Raw genomic sequence first — 19,601 nt, 5'->3', positions numbered from 1 at the left:
GAGCCCAAGAATGTTTAGAACCGCGTGCTTTCAAGATACGCACGCGTGTGATCGGTATCCTGAATCGTCTGCGATGACAGATCGACGGGCTGTGCTGCGGCTTGCGTCGCACCCCCCGCGGCCACGGCAGCAACGGCGGCTGGCGCGGCTGTGCCGGCCAATTTCAGAAATCCGCGGCGGTTTGTGCCCTCTTTTTTCTCGGTCATAAGGATGTCTCCCTTTCTTTCTTTGGCGGGCATCCCCACCGGTTATGTCGCAAGCTCGTCAGCCTGCCGTCATGCGAAACGCTTCTTTCTCGATGTCCATGAATGCCTGTCCGACAGCACCGACAGAGGCATAAAGGATGGATGATTTGGCCCCTTGCAGGTCGCTGAAATAATGCGACGCCCATGTGCCGATATGCGCGTTAAAGAACGTTTGTTGTTCGGCCAGTGTCGCCACACGACCAAACCGGCCAACGATCATGCCAGCCATCATTTCCATCAAGGAAGCGATGTTGTCTTCGGGTTCAAACACGTTTTCGGCACGCGTCATACCGAAATCGGCCATTGTCCTGCGCAAGTTGGCCAGCGGCTTTTCGTTCAGGAACCCTGTGAGGTAGTAGCTGGCAAAAGGCAGCAACTCGCCCCGACCAAGGCCGATGAAGAGCGCGTTGAATTCCGAACGCACGGCCTTTGGCTTGGAGATCTTTGCCACACGCGCCAGACCGTTGATCGCTTGACCCAACGCGGTATCATCGCCCGAAAGCCCCGCAGTCTGATCCAGCAGCAATTGATCGGGTGGTCCCGCCAGTATCACGCCCAGATAGTTATAGAGATCCGCGCGAAGACGGTCTTCCTCGGCGATATCGACTATTTCGACGGCGGCGTTCATGCGACATCATCCTCGAATTGAAACTGCATACGGCGGGGGGTGAATGGTGCAGGGTCCTCCTCAACCGCTGCACCATCCTTGGGCAGATCAACAGTCGGCGCGCTTGTCTCGGCGACATTCTCGGTGGTGTCCTCCTCGACTTCCACCTTTGCGACGGCCGGACCTGCCTCTTTCTGGCGCTCGATTTCCAACAGATGCGCCAGCATCCCTTTACCAACCTGATAGGTGGTCTTTAGCGCATCTTGCCCGATGCTTTGCGCCAGATAATCGTCATCATAATCGTTCAGCCCGTCAACACAGGCCAGAACCGGATTGCTGCGCCATAGCTTGCGCAGCGCGCGTTTGCGAATGTGTTCAGGCACGGCCTTGGACATGAAAGCCTTGAAATCATCGCCAATCGCAAGGCTGTCAGGATCAGGAAGGCCGAGCGTCTCCAAAATCTCTTCATCCGATTTCTCGGCCAGCGCCTCTTGCTCTTGCGCCAAAGCAGCCTCTTGCGCGGCGCTTTTCTCTTGTTCGGCTTCGGCCGCGACAGCGGCACGGCGGCGGGACCATGATGACAGCATATCGCTCAATTCAGCACCTCATTGCGGCGCGGCGCGCGATAGACATCGGCCGTCTGGCGGATACGCGGATCACCAATGCCGTCCTGGCTTCGATCGACGCGGGCCTTATCGCGGCGGCGTTTCACGAACACCTCTTCCTCGTAGTGCTTGTCTACAAATTCGGTAATCCACGCCCCGAGACCATCCGGCATTGGAATTTTCTCGACCTGCTCTTCGGCGGAATCGCAGTAGTCCTGTGCCTCATAAGGGGACGCAGTAACAAGCGCGACAGTCCAGGGTATATCCTTGTTCCCCGACACCGGGCGCAACACCACATAAACAGAAGGTTCGCGTGCCTGCAGTTCGTGGGCATAAGCCTCGACGTCAGACACATAGAGCGTCAGCGGAAGCGTTGCGGCATGGAACTCGGTCACATCACCATCGCTGCGCAGCACTTTCCAATCCGCAGGCCCGGCACCCGGCAGGACAGCAGAGGCTTTCCACGCGTGCTTGGCCCAACGCGTAACACCCGGCGCGCGTCTTACGACGACGCCAAGCGGCAATGACTGCGAACCTGGGTATTCGAATTTCAAAAGAAATCCTCGTTTAGTGTGCCTTGGTACACGGACAGATTGCCGCAGAAACTTGCAAACGCAAAGCTTGTTTTTATGTAAAGATGTCGCACCCTTAACATACTGCAGTGCAGCATTTGCCAGGCGCCAAATTTGCAAGGGTTCTGCGTGTGAAAGGCTCCCACTTTGTCTCGAGGATTATTTGAATTGCTGCATCTGCAAAGCCGGTTGCATGTAAATCAAACCGATATTTGGGTTTACTGTCTTGCGATTTCCTGACTAGCTACCCTCCGATCTGCGTTCATGAAAATCGGGGATGATGATGGCGAAAACACTGTTGGTTTGTGACTGTCTTGGGTCCCAAACAGTCGATGCCGCTGCCCTGCAGGCCGCCACAGGCCAAAGCTGTGGCGGGTGTTACTCAAGCCTCTGCACTGACCAGATCGAGGTTGCAGCCAAGGCAATCGGACAAGGCGACGTGATGATCGCCTGCCAGCAAGAGGCGCATCGTTTTCTTGCCGTTTCAGAAGAGATCGACGCAGAGGCACCTGCCTTTGTCGATATTCGTGACCGTGCCGGCTGGACCGATGATACTGCGGACACGACGCCAAAGATGGCTGCATTGATCGCTGAGGCGGCTTTGACGCCTCCAGCACAAAAGGCCTTTGATGTAGTGTCAGAAGGCACCTGTCTGATCGTGGGTGCGAACGACATAGCACTTGCCGCTGCTGAAAAGCTGTCGGATACGCTTGCGGTCACTGTGCTCCTTGCGCCGGGCACCGAAATAGTGCCGAACCAGAACTACGACACTGTTGTTGGCACGTTGCATCAGGCCAGCGGCACGCTTGGCCGCTTTCAGGTGCGCATCAGCGCGTTCCAGCAAAGCATGACAGGCGGGCGTGGAACCCCGGCGATGACAGCGCCACGTGACGGCGCGGTGTCGGAATGCGATATCATTCTTGATCTCACAGGCGGCACACCCCTGTTCCCCGCACCCGACAAACGTGACGGCTATGTGCGCGCTGATCCCAAAAGCCCTGTTGCTGTCGCGGACGCGGTGTTTGCCGCCAGCCAGTTGGTCGGCACGTTTGAAAAACCCTTCTACGTACGCTTGGAAACCAGTCTTTGCGCCCATTCCCGCGCTGAGAAACCGGCCTGTTCCAATTGTCTGAACCTATGTCCCACCGGCGCGATCACATCGGCAGGTGAACATGTCAGCGTTGATCCGATGATCTGCGCCGGGTGTGGTGCCTGTGCGGCGGTCTGTCCGTCGGGGGCAATCAGCTATGACGCGCCGTCTGGCGATTTCACATTTCGCCGCATCAACACCCTTGCCAGTACCTATCGCGCTGCGGGCGGCAAAAACGCCACGCTGCTGGTACACGATGACCACGGTGCCGAAATGATCAGCCTTGCGGCACGACACGGGCGCGGCCTGCCCGCCAATGTGATCCCTTTGCAGGTGGATGCTTTGGCGGGGTTTGGTCACGCCGAGATGGTGGGCGCTTTGGCGAGCGGATTTGCCCGTGTTGATGTTTTGCTTGCTCCAAAAACCGAACGCGACGCGCTGGTGCCGCAAGCGGATTTGGCGAATGCGATTTCGCCGGACAAGGTTGCTTTGCTTGATATCGCTGATCCCGACGCGCTGTCGGATCACCTGTTTGATCAGCCGAAAACGCCCGCCATTGCGGCGCCGATCCTGCCGCTGGGATCGCGCAGGCAGGTGGCGCGACTATCGGCAAAGGCGCTCAACCCCGATGTTACGACATTGCCGTTGCCCGCCAACGCACCTTATGGCGCGGTGATCGTTGATACAGATGCTTGCACATTGTGCTTGGCCTGTGCCTCGCTTTGCCCCTCTGGCGCGCTGGGCGACAACAGTGATCTGCCGCAGCTCCGGTTCCAGGAGGATGCCTGCCTGCAATGCGGCCTCTGCGCCAATGTCTGCCCCGAAAAGGCGATCACCTTGCAGCCGCAACTGGACCTGACCGACGCCGCCCTGTCGCAAACGGTGCTGAACGAGGAGGAACCTTTCGCGTGCATCGACTGCGGTAGTCTCTTCGGCGTGAAATCCACCGTGGAACGGATCACTGAAAAGCTGGCGAACAATCACGCGATGTACCAGAACCCGAACGCGATCCGCATGATCCAGATGTGCGACAACTGCCGCATCAATGCGCAGTATCATTCTGAGAATAACCCCTTCGCATCTGGCGAACGGCCCCGCCCGCGCACGACCGATGACTATTTGTCCAAGCGCAGGGATCACTGATCCGGCGATCCATCACTGATAAGGAGAAAACCCAATGAGCGAAGACTTTAACATGTCCATGCGCAAGTTCCTCAAACAGGTCGGCGTGACCTCGCAACAGGCGATCGAAGAGGCGATGCGCAACGCCGGTGACACCTCTGGGCGTAGCTTTGAAGCCAAGGTTGTGCTGACGGTTGACGGGCTTGATCTTGAACATGTCGTGACCGGCAAAATCGAAGGGCAGTCGTAACGTGGCGCTGACACGTGAAGCCGTTCTTGAGATCCTCAAGACGATTGAAGACCCCATCAGCGGCACATCCATCGCAGAGGCGGGGATCGTCAAAGCCCTGACCGTGCAAGACGGCGCTGTGCGCTTTGTGATGGAGGTCAGCGGTAGCCATGCTACGGCCTATACGGCGATCAAAGACAGCGCCGAAGCGCAGATCAAGGCGCTGGATGGCGTGGCGTCGGTGTCGGTCGTGATGACGGCGCATAGCACACCTGCGGCACCGCCTGATCTGAAACCACAGCGTGGCGGCGCGCCTGCAGGGCCCGAGAAAATCCCCGGTGTGGACCGGATTATCGCAGTGGCCTCTGGCAAGGGCGGGGTCGGGAAATCAACTGTTTCGGCCAACCTAGCCTGTGCGCTTGCTGCCGAAGGACGGCGCGTTGGTCTGTTGGACGCCGATGTCTATGGACCCAGCCAGCCGCGGATGCTGGGTGTCTCTGGGCGGCCTGCGTCGCCTGACGGCAAGACAATTCTGCCGATGCGCAATTACGGTGTGACCATGATGTCGCTGGGTCTGATGGCGAACGAGGATCAGGCGGTTGTCTGGCGCGGCCCGATGCTGATGGGTGCGTTGCAGCAGATGCTGACCCAGGTGCAATGGGGCGCGCTGGATGTGCTGATCGTTGATCTGCCGCCCGGGACCGGTGATGTACAAATGACGCTGGCGCAAAAATCGCAACTGAACGGCGCGATTATCGTGTCCACGCCGCAGGATATTGCCTTGCTCGACGCCCGCAAAGGCATTGATATGTTCAACCAGTTGGGCACGCCGATCATCGGGATGATCGAAAACATGTCCACGCATATCTGTTCCGCTTGCGGACATGAGGAGCATATGTTCGGTCATGGCGGTGTGGCGAAAGAAGCGGAAAAGCTGGGCGTTCCGCTGCTTGCGGAAATCCCGCTGCATATGGATATCCGCCTTGCGGCCGATGGCGGCGCACCGATTGTTGTGTCCAAGCCCGACAGCAGCCAAGCGGCTGCCTTCCGGCAGGTGGCCCGCGACCTGATCGCCGAAGGCCACGCATGAGCGAGCCGTCGTTTCCACCGCTCTTTACGGGGCAGGATGCGGCGGGCAGCGATCCTTTTGCGCGTGCGTGCGCCACGGCTGAGGCCGGGTGTGACGCAGGTCTTGTGATCTATGACCTTGCGCCTGATCTTTTGCGTGCGGCAATTGTCTTTGCCCCTGATGTGCCACTGCGTAAAGCGGCCGTAATGCTGCCCATTTGCGGCGTCGGGTTTCAAAATGCGCTTGGCGCCTTGGCCCCGCCCGAGGTGGCGGTTCATCTTGGTTGGGATGGTCCAATCTATGTCAATGGCGGGCGCTGCGGCGCATTGAAAATGGCGGCCCCCGGCCAGCCAGAGGATGAACCCGATTGGTTGGTCATCGCGCTGGAACTGGCGCTTTGGCCGCCCAGCGAAGACACCGGCCTGATCCCCGATGAAACAGCACTCTACGCCGAAGGCTGCGCCGAGGTGGATGCGATCACGTTGCTGGAGTCGTGGGTGCGCCATACTCTGGTCGGCATCAACACATGGACCGACAGCGGCACGGCAACGCTGCACCGCGAATGGATCGGCCTTGCGCATGCATTAGAGGGCGAAGTCACGGTCAAAGGCAGAACGGGCACCTATACCGGACTGGACGAAGATCTTGGCCTTTTGCTCAAAATCGGGGACAAGATCGAACTGGTCCCACTGACTGAAACCCTGACGAGGCCCGCATGAAACTTGCCCGCGCGATCCATTTTGACGAAAGCGACAGCCGCGTGTTCCATAATCCCGCGCGCACGGGTGAATGGTGCATTTCAGGCGGCTTTGAATTTTCCAACTGGAGCGAGGCCGATCTGATGGGCAAGGCGAAACAGGCCTTTTCCAACGGCTGGATGGGGTGTGAAACCTTCGGGCGGGTCAGTTTTGTCGCGGTCACCCAGATCGAGCCGCAGGAAAAGGACGCCATCGCAGGCCTGCTCGCCCAGCATTTCGTTGATATCTATGGCGCGCCCTCGCTGGAAGCGGCGCACGCTGTGGCCTTGGAAGAGATCGCGCAAATGGCCGATCTTTGCGCGGATCACGACGCCAATACCCTGCTGACTGTTGCGCGGGAATTGACCGACGCAGGTGTACGGGAAAGCTACCGCGTGATTGCGCCCCAAGACGCCGACCTGACGCAATTTGCCGTGCACGGCTCGCTGGACGAGCCGCACACGCACTGATCACTCAGCCTTGGCGTTAAACACAAAAAGCGTTTCGCCGTTGATCGTGTAATCGTTGATCAATGCCGCCGCACGCGGGCTGACCAGCCAGGTTTCAAGCGCCATCGCCAGATCGTTGCGGACATTTGCGTTCTTGGAGGGATCGACGGGCAGATAGGCGTATTGGTTGAACAGCACCGGATCGCCGGAATAGAGCAGCGCCAGATCGGCCTTATTGGCAAAGTTCAGCCAACTGGCACGGTCTGAAAGCAGATAAGCCTCCATTCCTGCCGCTGTGTTCAGCGCTTGGCCCATGCCAGCACCGACAGGGCGATACCAGCCGTCAAAACCTGCTGCGTCAAGACCTGCTGTCGCCCAAACGCCAAGCTCGGCCTTATGGGTACCGCTGTCGTCACCACGGCTGACGAAAGGCGCCTCGGCAGCCGCGATCCGTTGGAGCGCATCAGCAGCGCTTGCGGCATTGGCGATATCGGCAGGGTCCGACGCAGGGCCGATCAGGACGAAATCGTTATACATGATTTCACGGCGATGCGTGCCGTGGCCCGCGGCAACAAACGCCTCTTCCGCGGGACGTGAATGGACCAGAACCGCATCGACATCACCCGCCTCGCCCAGTCGCAACGCCTGACCTGTGCCGACGACAAGCAGTTGCAGATCAATATCAAGGTCTTCCTTGATCGCAGGCAACAGCACCTCGGCAAGGCCCGAACTATCAAAGGATGTCGTCACCGCCATCCGCATGTCTTCGGCAACAGATGTTGTCGCCCAGATGGCCATGATACCGGCTAGAATTCCCTTGATCATGTCACAATATCTCCCCTCAAAAACGCAGCCAGTTCTTCGGTTTGCGGGCGCGCAAATGCAACCTCTGCTTGGCTGACATCATGTACCTTGCCATGCAACATGAATATCAGATCCTGTGCCAGCCGGCGGGCCTGCCCCATGTCATGGGTGGACATCACAAGGCGGGTTCCGGCGGCAGATGTCTCCTGCAAAAGCGCCTCAATCTCGCGTGTGGTATGGCCGTCAAGGTTGGCGCAAGGCTCATCCAGAAACAGCACCTGCGGTTTGCGGATCAGGGCGCGGGCAATGGCAAGTTTTTGCCGCTCGCCGCCGGACAGGCGTGTCGCGGGGTTACCTGCGCGCTCGGTCAGCCCGATCCGGTCGAGCCAATGGTCCACGGCTTGCGCGATCTCGGCCTTTGGACGCCCCAAGAGCCGAAGTGGATAGGCCAGATTCTCTGCCGCGGACCGCCGCAAGACGATAGGCGATTGAAAGACAAAGGCGTGCTGCGCGGGATCATCGTGGTGCCAGGTCACCGTGCCGCTTGTGACGCGCTCAATCCCGTGCATCACGCGCAGCAGGGTTGTTTTTCCGGCCCCATTTGGCCCGATGATGATTGTCGGTCCCCCTGCATCAAGCACAAGGTCCGTCGGGCCGATCACAACCTTGCCACGGCGGCGCACCAGTACCTTGTTCAGGGTCAGGGGAAACATCTGTGTCACCAGCGGCCCTCCCGTTCGGTTTGCGACAGGGTGTGGATCGCAAGGTTCACAAAGATTGCAAGGCCAATCAGGACAAAGCCAAGACCAAGCGCCAAGGCGAAGTCACCCTTGCCCGTTTCCAGTGCAATTGCCGTAGTCAGCACCCGGGTGACATTGTCGATGTTGCCGCCGACGATCATGATCGCCCCCACCTCGCCAATGGCACGCCCGAACCCGGCAAGCGCGGCGGTTAGCAGATTACGCCGCCCATCCCAGATCAGCGTCATGATCCGCTGCCTTTTCGATGTGTTGAGCGATATCAGAAGGTCATGATATTCGGCCCAGAGCTCGCGCATGGATTGATGCGCGATCGAGGCAATGACCGGCGTGATGATAATGACCTGCGCGATGATCATCGCAGTAGGCGTAAAGAGCAGGTCCAGCACACCAAAGGGGCCGGACCGCGACAGAAGTATATAGACAAAAAGGCCGACAACGACAGGCGGCAGACCCATCAAAGCGTTGATCATCGAGATAACGAACCGGCGATAGCGGAAACGCTGTACCGCAAGGAAAGTGCCCAGCGGGATCGCAATGACAGAGGCAATCACCAGCGCGGTCAACGTTACGCGGAGCGAGCGCAGGCTGATTTCCCACAGCTCGGCGTCAAAGGTGACGACCAGCCAGAATGCCGCGATGAGACCATCAAGAATATCAACCATGGAAGCATTGCACTCGCGCTATTGCCGGGGCCGCCAACGTCCGGCTTTCGGGCAGAAAAGACAAGTCTCAATCAGGTCTGGCTCTGGGATGCCAAGACGCGCAAGCGACGCAACGCCTCTGGCCAAGCTCGCGGTGTTTTGGGCCTTACATCTGTATGTGTTGATAGACGTGGTGCACCCGAAGAGCCGCAAAAGGCCGGTTTCCGATGATTGGGAACGCATGACCGATCATCTGGTGGTGTCTTCTTTTGTGCAGGATGACGAATGGTCTGCTGAAAAAATCGCGCACACAAGCGGCAACATGCTCGACCGGCGAATGCCATAACGCTTTTAGGGATTTTGGTGCCCAGGAGAGGCAACTATCATCTTGGATATCCATGTAATAATAGATACTTACGTCATGATAATTCATCGAGAATGGTCCCAGAAGTGGTCCCTATCTAGGCTTCAGTTTATGAAAATAGTGTCTGGCTGCGAGTAGCAGTACTTAGAAAAAGGCTTTCACGGCGAAAGACATGATAGTCTGCTTAGCGGGAAGATGCTTGCAGAGAAACATCGGCGCCAACTATTCCTCGCCAAGACGCGCTTGATGTATCGCCGAGGCGCTCGTTCCGAGCGTTGCCGTTTCTCACAGCCTTATTGACTTCGGATAGCTTCCTTTGGATGTGTGTTCGTACAACGGGGAATGCGTGAGACTATCATTATGGATAAAGGGCAAGGTCACAATGTCGGAGCTGTATTCCTGGAAAAGGCAGCCGAGCGCCCAAACTCTATTGCTTTCAGCTACGATACAGAAGGCGAAAGCCTTACCTGTGCCCAATTTGCTTCAATCGTCATATCAATGGCCAGCCACATGCGACGGCATGGCATATCGCCCGGAAAGACGGTGGCGTTCAAATCTGATGATCCTGTGGCGGTGTTATCAAGTATTTTCTCCGTTGCACTCCTAGGTGCCCGATGGGTGTTCGTTGATCCGTCGCCTACTCTAATGTCCAAAGCCAAAGTTGACCTTCTTCTAGATACCGAGCCCGACCCAGCCAAACGGCACGACAGGGCGGTGCTGGTCGATGCAAGCTGGGCGCGCCCACCTGCTGGGACCAATGTGAATGAACCTCCGCGCTTTTCCTGGTTGCCAATCTGAAAACGACATTTTGATGCTTTCGAAAACATCGGGCACCACCGGCACGCCCAAACTGGTCGCACTTAGCTATCGGACTATCAGCCGGCGGACCGCAGAGAATATTGCCTACTTTCCCCGCCCCGATATGAAGGTCAGCGGATTGTTCCCGTCCAGCGCACCAGCTCTCTTGTCGCGCTATATCGCTGCATTGGTACATGGAGCAGAAATTGTGGCCAGTCGTGACCCGGGTGTCTGGGAACGTCGCAAAGTTGATTTTGTCTTTGGCTCAACCGCGCAGCTTCGGGCAATCATGGCGGATCGCGTGCTTTCGCAAAAGTTGCCTCGGGTCCATTTGTCCGGAGCAACTGGCGATAAGCTGATGATCAGACATCTGTTGAATTCATTCGAAATGGTAACGAATGGCTATGGATCCACGGAAGGGTTCAACTGCCTGTCAGTAATTCACACGCTCGACCCTGATGGCACGGTTGTGAAGACAACGAAACTGCGCGGAGGGGCGCTAGAACTTGTTGATGCCGAAGATAATCCCGTCGAGACCGGTCAAATCGGACGTGTGCGCTTGCGGAACGATTATCTGGCTGATGGTTATCTCGATACACCGACGGCAAACGCCGATGCCTTTCGACAAGGATGGTTTTATCCGGGCGATCTGGCGCGATGGCTTGACGATGGCAATTTTGAGGTTGTCGGTCGGATCAACGATCAGTTCAATCTCGGTGGCGTCAAGCTGAATGCCGCCAGTATGGATTTTGTTCTTCTGTCAGTTCCGGGAATTGCTGACGCAATCTGCTTTGTCATGCCGGAACGTGACAGACCTGACAGTCTGCGATGCTTTTTGAAACTCTATCCTGGTTATGCGACCGACGAAGTGCTTTCGAATGCCCGCATTGCCTTAATGAGACTAGGCGGGGTTGCTGCAGTGCCTGAGCGTTTCTTGTTTGCTGAAACTTTGCCGCGGAATGCAAATGGCAAAGCAGATCGACGCGCTTGCGCAGAAATTGTGGAGAGTCGAAGACGTACACGCCAAGAATTGAAGATGTGACCGTAATAGCCAGCCTCACATATTTGTGTTGAGAAGTGAGCGAAAATCCGCTATGTTGGCCTTGAAAACTATAAAAGCGAAAGTCTGGAAACCAAATGGCCAAGTCAAAAGTTTTAGATATGGTGCTTGTAGGCGGTGCCACTGCGGTTGCAGGAGGCATAGCAGCGTCCGGCGCACAGGCACAATCACTTGACGGCTTTTATGGCGGCATTTCTTATGCTGACATCGGCGGTGATTACGGTTTGGAGTTTGCCGATTACAACTTTGAAGGCGGATCTGCCGGTCTGTTTACCGGATATAACCTGTCCGTTGGCGATATGGTGCTTGGTGTTGAGCTCGCCTATGTGGGATCAGACATCACAATTGAACCTTCTGCATATGATTACACCTTCAATAATCTTATTGATATCAGTGGTCGGGCTGGCAAGGTTTTTGGCGATGTTTTCGTATACGGCAAGGCTGGCGTAAGTTTTGTTGGTGTCGAGACGGACTTTGGCTACTGGGACGGGAACGAAATCGCCAGCGGTGCACATGTTGGTCTCGGCTTGGATTATGTCATTGCCGATAGATATTTTGTAGGCGCAGATGTAACCCGTCGTTTCATGCGGTATACAGACGAAGTTGGACAGTATGTCCCTTCAAATGAAATCGACACCGCTTCGTTGCGTGTGGGTATGCGGTTCTAAGCGGCCTGGATATAGAAAATTGATAGAGGCTGGTCTTGCGACAAGCCTCTATTTTTTTGTGCTATCAGTCTTCGCTAAACAGCTTGCGAAGGCTTTCAGCGGCGACTTTGCCAGTTTGCGGATTAACAGGAAAGCTCTCTACAGACTTCACTGCCGCAATTGAAACTCCGGCGAAGGATGGTTTCAGGGTGGCCTCTGCTTCATGGCGATCAATGGTTTCGCCGCCACTTTGGACCAGTAAAAGCTGTTCAAGCCCATGTTCGTTGCGATCGACAAACGCAACAAATTGCGCGCCTTTAAACTGTTCAGACAGGTATTCCGTTACCCGCTCGATTGAGTATTTGTTGCCACCAAAGTTGACGATATTCTTCAGGCGATCCACGTATTGATAACCGTCCGCAGTGCGTTTTAGAACGTCGCCTGGAAAGAAGACTCCTTGCTTTAGCCCCGCAACATCATTGTCGTTCTCATTCAAATACTGACGCTGCATGCGGGGGTCAGTGAAGCGAAATCCAACCAAACCCTCATCCGCGTCCGGCATCAAGCGCCCTGTATCATCGTAAAACCCAATCTCGAGATCATCACGCACTGGATGGCCCAAATACCCCGAAGGCCGGTGGTTTTCTGGGTTGTGACGATACCCGAGCATCATACCGATCTCAGAAGCACCATAGCCGATGTGAAGAGTTGCATCGCTCAGCTCTGCAACTTGTTGGATGAGTTGCTCTACCGCAAGTGCGCCGCCAATACGGATATCCCGAAGTGAGGCAATGAAGTGCTTTGCATCAGGCAACTTCAGCATTTGCGATAAGATCGCCGGAGTTGTTGCCAACGCGTCAACGCGATAGAGGTCGATAAAGGACAAGATCTTCTCACGATCGCTTGCGACCAGGACGACACTTCCCCCTGAAAGCAGCACAGACAGGGCTGCGCTGACTGCCCAACCTGTGTTCGGCGCCAATGTCGTCGTAAAGCGTCGACCCTTCATAGAGAGATTGACGAAACCGGCACTGACATTGACTGTTTTTAGCCGTTCGGCCTCACCGCCGATCACATATTTTGGCATACCTGTGGAACCGGATGTCTGTGTAATGAATATGCCGCCACCGTCTACCATCGTATGGGTCGAATAATCGGGTGTTGCCAGCGTTCCCAGAGTACGAAACCAGCTGTTTTCAATAACGATTTGCTTCGATTGATCGATGAGATCGGTCGCTTCGGTGACGATGGCCCGATCGAATGCGAGACCGCCAAGCTGTGCTTGTTTGACCGATGTAAAGGCAACCCGATAGCCGCGCAGACTCAGGAGCAGAGTGAAGGCCATCGTGAATTCACCCCGGGCCGTGTCCAGAACAAGTGTTTGCTCCGGTCGCACGCCACGGGTCGCAAGCTCCATATCTATCAGGTGCACGAGGTCCAGAATGTCCTGATAGGTCAACTGACTGCGTTCGGTGATCATTGCGATGGTCTGTGGCTGTTCAGCTGCTACCTTCGCAAAAGCGGAAATGATGCTCATCTTTGGCGGTCTCCCAACGTTTATTGGCCGTTGTCCGTTGCCTTCAACGGGCGAGCAAGCCTACATTCTACCCATAGCATGCGTGACCTAGGAGAAAATGATCAATTGCAGCCAGGTCTGTCCAAAAGCATTGAAAACAGCTGTTTGGCTCACGCAGATCGCGTCGCCATTTATGATGTTACGGGCGAAGCGATCCTGTTCAAGAGCCTGCTTTCCATGATTATGGCCTTTGCAGAGAATGCGACCGCTCATGGTGTTCGCCCCAAGCAGGTTGTCGCAGTCAATGTTGCAGACCCAACCGCGGGTTTTATATTGCGATTGGCACTCTTGCGCATCGGGGCGCATCTGATCGAAGGAACGCGGTCTTACCTGGAGAATTCACTGGGGATTGATGCGCAGTGGTCGATCAGCGAGCAGCAGGAGACATCCAGCGCACAGATTGATCGTGATATCTATATCGATAGAACGTGGATCAAATTACCCGGCTGCGAATTCCCGATAAATGGCAGTGGGCACATGATCAAGTCCACCTCTGGCACCACGGGTACTCCAAAGTTGCGCCTCTTGAACGAGGATGTTCTGCTTGCAAGGTTGCTGCGAGCGAATGACCATCGCGGCACGCAAAGTGGTCCATCGTTGATAGGGTACAGGCCGTCTTCATCGCCGGGCTTCAATCAGGCCAGTCGGGCAATCTTGAACGGAGTGCCGATCATTCAGCCCCGCCGTGACCAGACCGAGAACCTTCGATTACTTCAAAGGCACGCCGCAACAGATGCCTTCTTGTCACCTTACAATTTCAAACAGCTAATTGAAGCCGCACGCACCACCGATCAACTCCCTAAGACTCTGCAGCAAGTGACTGTGGGTGGCGGGTCACTTTCGCCTCAAGCAGCGATAGAGGCTGAGAGTCTTTTTGGGTGCCCTGTCTACAACAGCTATGGAAGTGGCGAAACCGGGTCAATTTCGAAGTTCCGCGTAGCCGAGTTGGCCCAGACACCAGGTGTTGTCGGCAATATCTATGACGACATGAAGATCAAGTTTTTGGCCGCAGACGGGAGCCAGATAGATCCAAGCGTGGGCGGTGAAATTGTGGTGAATGTACCGCGAGAGATACAGGTTCTCGATTATCCATCATGCGAGCCCCTCTGCGATGCAGATGGGTGGGTCAAGACGGGCGATTTGGGCCAGATGCTGTCTGATAATACGCTTTGCCTGACAGGGCGTGTGTCAGAGCTATTGAATATTGGTGGTGCAAAGCGCTCGCCCAGCTGGTTTGAAAGCATAGCGGCTCGATGCGATCCAAATGCGACGATCGTTGCCTTTGGTGTGCCTGCCAAGATGGGTACTGACAATGTGGGCATTGCCGTTGAGGCCCGCGAAGACTTCAACATTCAGGAATTCGCCCAATTCATGCACAGCATTCTTGGTCAGTCGTATGTCTTGCAGATTGGCCTTGTCGACAGAATACCGGTAAATGATGCAGGCAAAGTGGATCGGCAAGCTCTCCGGGATTTGTTCCTTGACGCCAGTGACGCGCCGTAAGCATGATGCACGCGAAGACTAAAAATGTAAGGGAATTAGTTTAAATGAAGATCGTTCTTGCGATGGTTACGGCTTTGGCAGTTACTGCAGGTGCCGCTGCTGCAGATGAAACCGTTTCGTTTCGGGTAGGGTACTCTGCTGGCGGCTCTTATGACATCAACGCGCGCCTAGTGGCAGAATTTCTGCCTGCGTATCTGGCAGAAGGTACGGGTATCATCGTCGAGAATGCGCCTGGTGCGGGCAGCCTGACACTTGCAAAGACCATGATGTTTGAAGACGCAACGGATGGAACCAGCATCGCGACGATCAGTTCTGCTTTGGCGCTGTCACCAATCTTTGATCCAGAGTCAACGGACTTTGATCCGCAAAAAGTGCATTACATCGCGAGCCTTTCCAATGCGGCATCCTACTGTGTCGCGCATAAATCCTCCGGGATTGAGACGTTGCAGCAACTTCTGGACTCTTCTGATGCAAAGGTTGGGGCGACAGGACGTGGCAGCACAACCTATACTTTTCCTTCTGCGATAAAGACGGCATTGAATGGTCAATTTGAGATTGTTGTCGGCTTTAAAGGTGGCAATGAAATCGATCTTGCGATGGAGCGCGGCGACGTTGATGTCCGCTGTGGAATTGGCTTGAACACGCTGGTGCGCGGTGATGCTCTTGAACGGCTCAATGTGATTGCGGAAATCGCCCTTGAACCAAAAGGCGAAATGGATGGGATTGATTTCGCGCTTGATTTTGCCCCTGACGCAGAAACGCGTGCCGCATTGGAATTGGTATTTGCGTCGGGCAGCGTCCATCATCCTGTCATAGCCGGGCCCAATACAACCGAAGAGGCCGTCGATGCATTGCGCGCTGCATTCTCGGCACTTGCAACTGATCCGGACTTTGTCGCGGCGAATGAAGACAGGAGAGCATTCATCAATATCACGGATGGTGCCACCGTTGAGGCGATCATTGATGGATTCCTGTCTGCACCTGACGACGTGAAAGAGCTCGCACGGACGCTTGTTCAGTAGATAGGAACATCCGATTATGGGTGTGTTAATTGAAGCTCTGTCTGAACTTGCAGAGCCGCTACGCCTCGGGATGCTATTACTGGGGGTCGTTTTAGGCCTTGTGATTGGGGTAATCCCGGGGCTTGGCGGCATATTTGGGCTCACACTGCTGATCCCTTTGACCTACACACTAGATCCTATTTCAGCGCTTGCGCTCTTGCTGGGAATGTCCGCGGTCACAACGACATCGGATACAATACCTGCGGTGTTACTGGGCGTTCCCGGAACGGTCGGTTCGGCGGCGACTGTCCTTGACGGGCATGAAATGGCAAAGCAGGGCCATGCGGCACAAGCCTTGGGTGCTGCCTATATGGCGTCGTTGATTGGGGGTGTGTTCGGGGCGCTTGTACTTGCGCTGTCGCTTCCCATGATGCGCCCCTTGGTACTCTTACTGAACTACGGTGATCTGTTGGCCATTACGATTTTTGGTCTCACGCTGGTTGCCCTTCTGTCCGGTGAAAGCAAGATCCGCGGTGTGCTGGCAGCGCTCTTGGGTGTGCTCGTCTCGCTCATTGGACTTGACCCATATGAAGGCGCTGAACGTTGGACCATGGGAAGCCTTTATTTTTGGGGTGGCGTCCCCACTGCGATTGTATTTCTTGGCTTGTTTGGTTTGTCCGAACTTGCGGCGTTGTCTGGACGCGGACAAATCCAACAGTCTGCGAATATGAGCGACCCAGGCGGACTACGCAGGGGCATGTACGATGCGCTGCGCCATTGGCGTTTGGTGCTGAAATCCAGCGCGATGGGTACACTTCTGGGGGCAGTGCCAGGCATTGGCGTTACGGTGATTGAGTGGATCGCTTATGGCAATGCGGCACGTCATCCCGGGCCTGGTCCCGCCTTTGGAAAAGGCAACATTCGCGGTGTGATTGGACCCGAAAGCGCCAACAATGCAAAAGAGGGTGGCGCACTTCTACCGACGCTTGCATTTGGAATCCCTGGATCTGCCCCTATGGCGATTTTGCTTGGCGCGTTTGCCATTCATGGCATCACAGCTGGACCCAACATGCTTGGAGATGATGCACCCCTCTTGGTCTCTATGGTTCTTGCAGTCGCTGTTGCCAACATGATCGGGGCTGTAATTTGTATGGGCCTGACACCGCAGCTTGCCAAGATCGCTAGCATTCCAGCAACGCTGATCGTGCCTGTCAGTCTAGTGTTTATCGGTCTTGGTGCTTTCAGCACCAACAAGGTACCGCACGATCTAATGGTACTGCTGGTCTTCGGGTTGCTTGGCATAGCGTTTCGAAAATCTGGCTGGTCGCGGCCTGCTTTCGCGCTGGGTTTTGTCCTGGGGCCAAGTCTTGAAAGATACTTTGTGCTGACCTACCAAATCTCGGGCTGGAACTGGTTGAGCCAGCCCTTCGTCTTGATTGTCTTTGCGATCATCGCCGCCGGCTTGCTGCGTCGATTACGGGTGCCCAAAGAGCGAACGACGATGGCAATAGACGGCTCTGCCGAGGCAGATTTTCGCGATGGATGGCTGATTGTATCTGTCATGGTCTTTGTCGCTACTCTCGCAGTAGCCGCATTGCCACTCCCTAATGCTGCAAGGATCTTACCACTTATTGTCTGTTGCTTTGCTCTATCGTTGGGTTTTCTTTCGATGTTCAGTCTCTGGATGAACCGCAAAAAGAGTGAACCGATCCAAGAGAACGCTCCGACTATTTATGAGTTCATCAGCGGGGCGGCTGCCAAGTTCATAATGACGGTCGTGCTACTCGCAGTCCTCTTGCTGGGGTTCGGGCACTTGGTAGGACCAATGATATTTATTCTGATAATCCTTTCCACTCAGCATGCCAAAAAACGAAGTTGGTCTCCTGTCTTCTGGGCGCTGGGCATCACGGCCGTATCCTACTTGATTTTTGATCTGGTGGCGCAGCAAAGCTGGCCAACTCCTTTGGCATTCAAAATTCTAAGTGTAATCAATTCGAGCTTGCAGGAAGTTGGTCATCAACTGTCGCTTCACTTGAATGGGATTGGTTATGAAGTCTAATTTAAGAAGTAGATCACATCGCTCTGGAGCCTCTTACTGTTCGGTTCCCAAATACCAGTCATCAAGATGACCGCTCTAAGCAGTTGGACGCTGTGATTTGGATCAATGTCCGCACTGGCGCTCGTTCTCCTTCCTACAAAAAAATACCTAGCGCAGACCCCCGCCCGACTGCCCGCAATGGGAAGCCGGACGGGGGTTGTTTTTTGCCGTCTAGCCAAGCCCTCTTTTGCTCACGTACTCAGCGAGCCACCGCCAGTACGCCCCAGCCGAGGTAAAGCCTTGCTCCTGAGCCGCGAGCGCTTCGGCTTGCAGCCGTGTCAGCCCCCCATCGTATTCCGCGATGGCAGCCCGCTCCTCGAAGGCTTCGATGTCAGGGATACGGGTGGAGGTCATAGCAGCACCTCCTGAGGCAGCCTGATCTGATCAATGATTTCCCGCTTTTGGGTGTCACTGATGCCTGCCGAGTAGAGCCCATAGGTCAGTTTGTTCTCGGACCGTGCTGACTGATGGCCCACAAGACTGGCGGTGAAGTGCTCAGGGACACCGGTGCGTTCACACTGTGTGATGAACCACTTACGGGTGGAGTGGAACACGGTGCTGTGGAGCTCTCGATGCACGGACCTGAGGTAGGCATAGCGCTTGACCACCCGATCCACCGTCAGGGATGGAAAGAGCCGCCCCGTGGATGGCAGTCTTTGGTCCAACAGTTGCTCAAGCACGGGATGCAGAGGAACCACCCGCTCTGCCGCCTTGGACTTGAGTGGCCGCAGGTGATTGGGCATGATCTGCACGAACCGCCCGAGGTTGCCCTTGGTGGAGATATCCTCCGCCAGGAGCCCACACGCTTCCCCCGACCGCATCCCTGTGAGCAGACAAAAAAGAAGGGCGCTGTGAAGCACCCTGTCATTTGCATTGAGAAGGAGAGAGACCTGAGCGTCAGTCAGGACTCTGTGTGACCTGACCTCTGGCCTTTCCTTTACCTGCAAGCCATCCCAAGGATTTGTCTCCAAGTGCCCCGCCCGAACACACCAGTCCAGGAACTGCTGCAACTGTCGCCAGATACGCCGCTGGGTTTGGGCTGTCAGGGATACGCCCTCATGCTCCTCCGACAGAGCAGCCAGTTCTGCCAGAGAGGCCCCCTGTGCATCACTGTACTTCCTGATGTTGGGAGACAGCCGCGCAACATACCCCAAGACCTCCTTACCCAGCGTGCCGTTGAGGTCCCCCAGCTTGTGCTCCCCAAGATGTGAGGTCAGCAGGTCCAAGGCAAAGCGGACTGACTTGTAGCTGCCCGGGCGCAGGCGATTGGAGACCTCTGCCAAGTAGACGGCAGCAACCTCCTGCACCTGTTCCTCCCCCAAGAGCCGAGCCCGCTGGTAACGGGGAACGGCAATGGCGATGTGCGCAGGTGCAGTCAAATGCTCAGGGTTAGCGATCTGTGCCTCCGCTTCCTGAACGATCGCATCGAAGGTGGTGTTGAGTTCTACCACCCGCTTGGCAGCAACCTTGGCATCGGCGGTATGCAGGGACCGCTTGAGCGACGATCCCAAGATTTCCTGCAACTGGACTGGGTAAGTGCGGCGGTAGATCCATGTGTTATGCCGTCTGTAGGCATACTTTATCTGTGTGGACATAGCGTCTCCTAGCGGGGCAAAAGCCCCG

22 protein-coding genes are annotated in these 19,601 nt (G+C 55.8%); 12 read left to right on the top strand and 10 right to left on the bottom strand.

Going from position 1 to position 19,601, the window contains the following annotated elements:
- Positions 1-14: 14 nt before the first annotated feature.
- The 4 genes from SJY29_RS14970 to SJY29_RS14955 are packed head-to-tail and all read right to left on the bottom strand — an operon-like array spanning position 15 to position 2,011.
- Positions 15-206, bottom strand: a complete 192-nt coding sequence (locus SJY29_RS14970) for a twin-arginine translocation pathway signal protein (protein ID WP_400084319.1) — start codon at positions 204-206, stop codon at positions 15-17.
- Between the two features lie 58 nt (positions 207-264).
- The gene (locus tag SJY29_RS14965) at positions 265-873 is read right to left on the bottom strand and encodes a molecular chaperone (RefSeq protein WP_400084317.1); all 609 of its coding nucleotides are present in this window, start codon (positions 871-873) and stop codon (positions 265-267) included.
- On the bottom strand, positions 870-1,439 hold the full coding sequence (locus SJY29_RS14960; RefSeq protein WP_400088948.1) for a DUF3306 domain-containing protein: 570 nt from the start codon (positions 1,437-1,439) through the stop codon (positions 870-872). Before SJY29_RS14960 ends, SJY29_RS14965 begins: the two co-directional genes overlap by 4 nt.
- A gap of 5 nt (positions 1,440-1,444) precedes the next feature.
- Positions 1,445-2,011, bottom strand: a complete 567-nt coding sequence (locus SJY29_RS14955) for a DUF3305 domain-containing protein (protein ID WP_400084314.1) — start codon at positions 2,009-2,011, stop codon at positions 1,445-1,447.
- A 301-nt stretch (positions 2,012-2,312) separates the two neighbouring features.
- Between SJY29_RS14955 and SJY29_RS14950 the strand changes: the two genes are divergently transcribed.
- Genes SJY29_RS14950 through SJY29_RS14930 form a run of 5 tightly spaced genes read left to right on the top strand, consistent with a single transcriptional unit; the run spans position 2,313 to position 6,746 of the window.
- Positions 2,313-4,262 carry a 4Fe-4S binding protein gene (locus SJY29_RS14950; RefSeq protein ID WP_400088946.1) on the top strand — a complete coding sequence of 650 codons (1,950 nt, stop codon included), beginning with the start codon at positions 2,313-2,315 and terminating at the stop codon, positions 4,260-4,262.
- A gap of 34 nt (positions 4,263-4,296) precedes the next feature.
- A complete protein-coding gene (locus tag SJY29_RS14945; protein WP_110280898.1) occupies positions 4,297-4,491 on the top strand; it encodes a DUF6494 family protein in 195 nt (64 codons plus the stop codon).
- A gap of 1 nt (position 4,492) precedes the next feature.
- Positions 4,493-5,560 carry an Mrp/NBP35 family ATP-binding protein gene (locus SJY29_RS14940; RefSeq protein ID WP_400084312.1) on the top strand — a complete coding sequence of 356 codons (1,068 nt, stop codon included), beginning with the start codon at positions 4,493-4,495 and terminating at the stop codon, positions 5,558-5,560.
- Positions 5,557-6,258, top strand: a complete 702-nt coding sequence (locus tag SJY29_RS14935) for a biotin/lipoate--protein ligase family protein (RefSeq protein WP_400084309.1) — start codon at positions 5,557-5,559, stop codon at positions 6,256-6,258. The genes SJY29_RS14940 and SJY29_RS14935 overlap by 4 nt, the downstream gene beginning before the upstream one ends.
- Positions 6,255-6,746: a DUF6505 family protein gene (locus SJY29_RS14930; protein ID WP_110280901.1), complete on the top strand. Its 492-nt coding sequence runs from the start codon at positions 6,255-6,257 to the stop codon at positions 6,744-6,746. The genes SJY29_RS14935 and SJY29_RS14930 overlap by 4 nt, the downstream gene beginning before the upstream one ends.
- Here the strand turns inward: SJY29_RS14930 and SJY29_RS14925 are convergent, their stop codons facing one another.
- From SJY29_RS14925 to SJY29_RS14915, 3 genes are read right to left on the bottom strand one after another with little or no spacing between them, the layout of a single operon-like run.
- Positions 6,747-7,550 carry a substrate-binding domain-containing protein gene (locus SJY29_RS14925; protein ID WP_400084306.1) on the bottom strand — a complete coding sequence of 268 codons (804 nt, stop codon included), beginning with the start codon at positions 7,548-7,550 and terminating at the stop codon, positions 6,747-6,749. It lies immediately after the preceding gene.
- A complete protein-coding gene (locus SJY29_RS14920) occupies positions 7,547-8,242 on the bottom strand; it encodes an ABC transporter ATP-binding protein (RefSeq protein ID WP_400088945.1) in 696 nt (231 codons plus the stop codon). The genes SJY29_RS14925 and SJY29_RS14920 overlap by 4 nt, the downstream gene beginning before the upstream one ends.
- Before the next feature lie 5 nt (positions 8,243-8,247).
- Positions 8,248-8,952: an ABC transporter permease gene (locus tag SJY29_RS14915; protein WP_400084303.1), complete on the bottom strand. Its 705-nt coding sequence runs from the start codon at positions 8,950-8,952 to the stop codon at positions 8,248-8,250.
- A gap of 88 nt (positions 8,953-9,040) precedes the next feature.
- On the opposite strand from SJY29_RS14915, the gene SJY29_RS14910 reads away from it, so the two are divergent.
- The 4 genes from SJY29_RS14910 to SJY29_RS14895 all read left to right on the top strand — a co-directional run bounded on the left by SJY29_RS14910 (position 9,041) and on the right by SJY29_RS14895 (position 11,821).
- A complete protein-coding gene (locus SJY29_RS14910; RefSeq protein WP_400084300.1) occupies positions 9,041-9,277 on the top strand; it encodes a hypothetical protein in 237 nt (78 codons plus the stop codon).
- Positions 9,278-9,637: 360 nt separating this feature from the next.
- Positions 9,638-10,093, top strand: a complete 456-nt coding sequence (locus SJY29_RS14905) for an AMP-binding protein (protein ID WP_400084298.1) — start codon at positions 9,638-9,640, stop codon at positions 10,091-10,093.
- Positions 10,059-11,135: a class I adenylate-forming enzyme family protein gene (locus SJY29_RS14900; protein ID WP_400084295.1), complete on the top strand. Its 1,077-nt coding sequence runs from the start codon at positions 10,059-10,061 to the stop codon at positions 11,133-11,135. The genes SJY29_RS14905 and SJY29_RS14900 overlap by 35 nt, the downstream gene beginning before the upstream one ends.
- Positions 11,136-11,230: 95 nt before the next feature.
- The gene (locus SJY29_RS14895; RefSeq protein ID WP_400084292.1) at positions 11,231-11,821 is read left to right on the top strand and encodes an outer membrane protein; all 591 of its coding nucleotides are present in this window, start codon (positions 11,231-11,233) and stop codon (positions 11,819-11,821) included.
- A 64-nt stretch (positions 11,822-11,885) separates the two neighbouring features.
- Here SJY29_RS14895 and SJY29_RS14890 read toward each other — a convergent pair whose 3' ends face one another.
- Positions 11,886-13,337, bottom strand: coding sequence for an AMP-binding protein (locus SJY29_RS14890; RefSeq protein ID WP_400084289.1), 1,452 nt, complete (start codon positions 13,335-13,337; stop codon positions 11,886-11,888).
- 78 nt (positions 13,338-13,415) lie between these two features.
- On the opposite strand from SJY29_RS14890, the gene SJY29_RS14885 reads away from it, so the two are divergent.
- Genes SJY29_RS14885 through SJY29_RS14875 form a run of 3 tightly spaced genes read left to right on the top strand, consistent with a single transcriptional unit; the run spans position 13,416 to position 17,939 of the window.
- Complete coding sequence (locus SJY29_RS14885; protein WP_400084286.1) at positions 13,416-14,879, top strand: AMP-binding protein; 1,464 nt, start codon at positions 13,416-13,418, stop codon at positions 14,877-14,879.
- Positions 14,880-14,923: 44 nt separating this feature from the next.
- On the top strand, positions 14,924-15,901 hold the full coding sequence (locus SJY29_RS14880; protein ID WP_400084283.1) for a tripartite tricarboxylate transporter substrate-binding protein: 978 nt from the start codon (positions 14,924-14,926) through the stop codon (positions 15,899-15,901).
- A gap of 16 nt (positions 15,902-15,917) precedes the next feature.
- Positions 15,918-17,939 (top strand): tripartite tricarboxylate transporter permease, encoded by a 2,022-nt coding sequence (locus tag SJY29_RS14875; RefSeq protein WP_400084281.1) that lies wholly within the window; start codon positions 15,918-15,920, stop codon positions 17,937-17,939.
- A gap of 210 nt (positions 17,940-18,149) precedes the next feature.
- On the opposite strand, the gene SJY29_RS14870 is transcribed toward SJY29_RS14875, so the two are convergent.
- Positions 18,150-18,332 (bottom strand): hypothetical protein, encoded by a 183-nt coding sequence (locus tag SJY29_RS14870; protein WP_400084279.1) that lies wholly within the window; start codon positions 18,330-18,332, stop codon positions 18,150-18,152.
- The gene (locus SJY29_RS14865) at positions 18,329-19,573 is read right to left on the bottom strand and encodes a tyrosine-type recombinase/integrase (RefSeq protein ID WP_400084277.1); all 1,245 of its coding nucleotides are present in this window, start codon (positions 19,571-19,573) and stop codon (positions 18,329-18,331) included. Before SJY29_RS14865 ends, SJY29_RS14870 begins: the two co-directional genes overlap by 4 nt.
- Positions 19,574-19,601 lie beyond the last annotated feature (28 nt).

Source organism: Yoonia sp. R78084 (assembly GCF_044595625.1).
Taxonomy (GTDB): Bacteria; Pseudomonadota; Alphaproteobacteria; order Rhodobacterales; family Rhodobacteraceae; genus Yoonia.
This window is presented reverse-complemented; position numbering and strand designations above follow the sequence as displayed.

Bases quoted from the DNA above. Each gene is read 5' to 3' on its own strand.
- SJY29_RS14915 (WP_400084303.1), bottom strand. From the start codon at position 8,952: ATGGTTGATATTCTTGATGGTCTCATCGCGGCATTCTGGCTGGTCGTC.
- SJY29_RS14960 (WP_400088948.1), bottom strand. From the start codon at position 1,439: ATGCTGTCATCATGGTCCCGCCGCCGTGCCGCTGTCGCGGCCGAAGCC.
- SJY29_RS14925 (WP_400084306.1), bottom strand. From the start codon at position 7,550: ATGATCAAGGGAATTCTAGCCGGTATCATGGCCATCTGGGCGACAACA.
- SJY29_RS14900 (WP_400084295.1), top strand. From the start codon at position 10,059: ATGAACCTCCGCGCTTTTCCTGGTTGCCAATCTGAAAACGACATTTTG.
- SJY29_RS14870 (WP_400084279.1), bottom strand. From the start codon at position 18,332: ATGACCTCCACCCGTATCCCTGACATCGAAGCCTTCGAGGAGCGGGCT.
- SJY29_RS14880 (WP_400084283.1), top strand. From the start codon at position 14,924: ATGAAGATCGTTCTTGCGATGGTTACGGCTTTGGCAGTTACTGCAGGT.
- SJY29_RS14970 (WP_400084319.1), bottom strand. From the start codon at position 206: ATGACCGAGAAAAAAGAGGGCACAAACCGCCGCGGATTTCTGAAATTG.
- SJY29_RS14950 (WP_400088946.1), top strand. From the start codon at position 2,313: ATGGCGAAAACACTGTTGGTTTGTGACTGTCTTGGGTCCCAAACAGTC.
- SJY29_RS14895 (WP_400084292.1), top strand. From the start codon at position 11,231: ATGGCCAAGTCAAAAGTTTTAGATATGGTGCTTGTAGGCGGTGCCACT.
- SJY29_RS14920 (WP_400088945.1), bottom strand. From the start codon at position 8,242: ATGTTTCCCCTGACCCTGAACAAGGTACTGGTGCGCCGCCGTGGCAAG.
- SJY29_RS14935 (WP_400084309.1), top strand. From the start codon at position 5,557: ATGAGCGAGCCGTCGTTTCCACCGCTCTTTACGGGGCAGGATGCGGCG.
- SJY29_RS14910 (WP_400084300.1), top strand. From the start codon at position 9,041: ATGCCAAGACGCGCAAGCGACGCAACGCCTCTGGCCAAGCTCGCGGTG.
- SJY29_RS14930 (WP_110280901.1), top strand. From the start codon at position 6,255: ATGAAACTTGCCCGCGCGATCCATTTTGACGAAAGCGACAGCCGCGTG.
- SJY29_RS14945 (WP_110280898.1), top strand. From the start codon at position 4,297: ATGAGCGAAGACTTTAACATGTCCATGCGCAAGTTCCTCAAACAGGTC.
- SJY29_RS14865 (WP_400084277.1), bottom strand. From the start codon at position 19,573: ATGTCCACACAGATAAAGTATGCCTACAGACGGCATAACACATGGATC.
- SJY29_RS14875 (WP_400084281.1), top strand. From the start codon at position 15,918: ATGGGTGTGTTAATTGAAGCTCTGTCTGAACTTGCAGAGCCGCTACGC.
- SJY29_RS14965 (WP_400084317.1), bottom strand. From the start codon at position 873: ATGAACGCCGCCGTCGAAATAGTCGATATCGCCGAGGAAGACCGTCTT.
- SJY29_RS14890 (WP_400084289.1), bottom strand. From the start codon at position 13,337: ATGAGCATCATTTCCGCTTTTGCGAAGGTAGCAGCTGAACAGCCACAG.
- SJY29_RS14905 (WP_400084298.1), top strand. From the start codon at position 9,638: ATGCGTGAGACTATCATTATGGATAAAGGGCAAGGTCACAATGTCGGA.
- SJY29_RS14885 (WP_400084286.1), top strand. From the start codon at position 13,416: ATGCGTGACCTAGGAGAAAATGATCAATTGCAGCCAGGTCTGTCCAAA.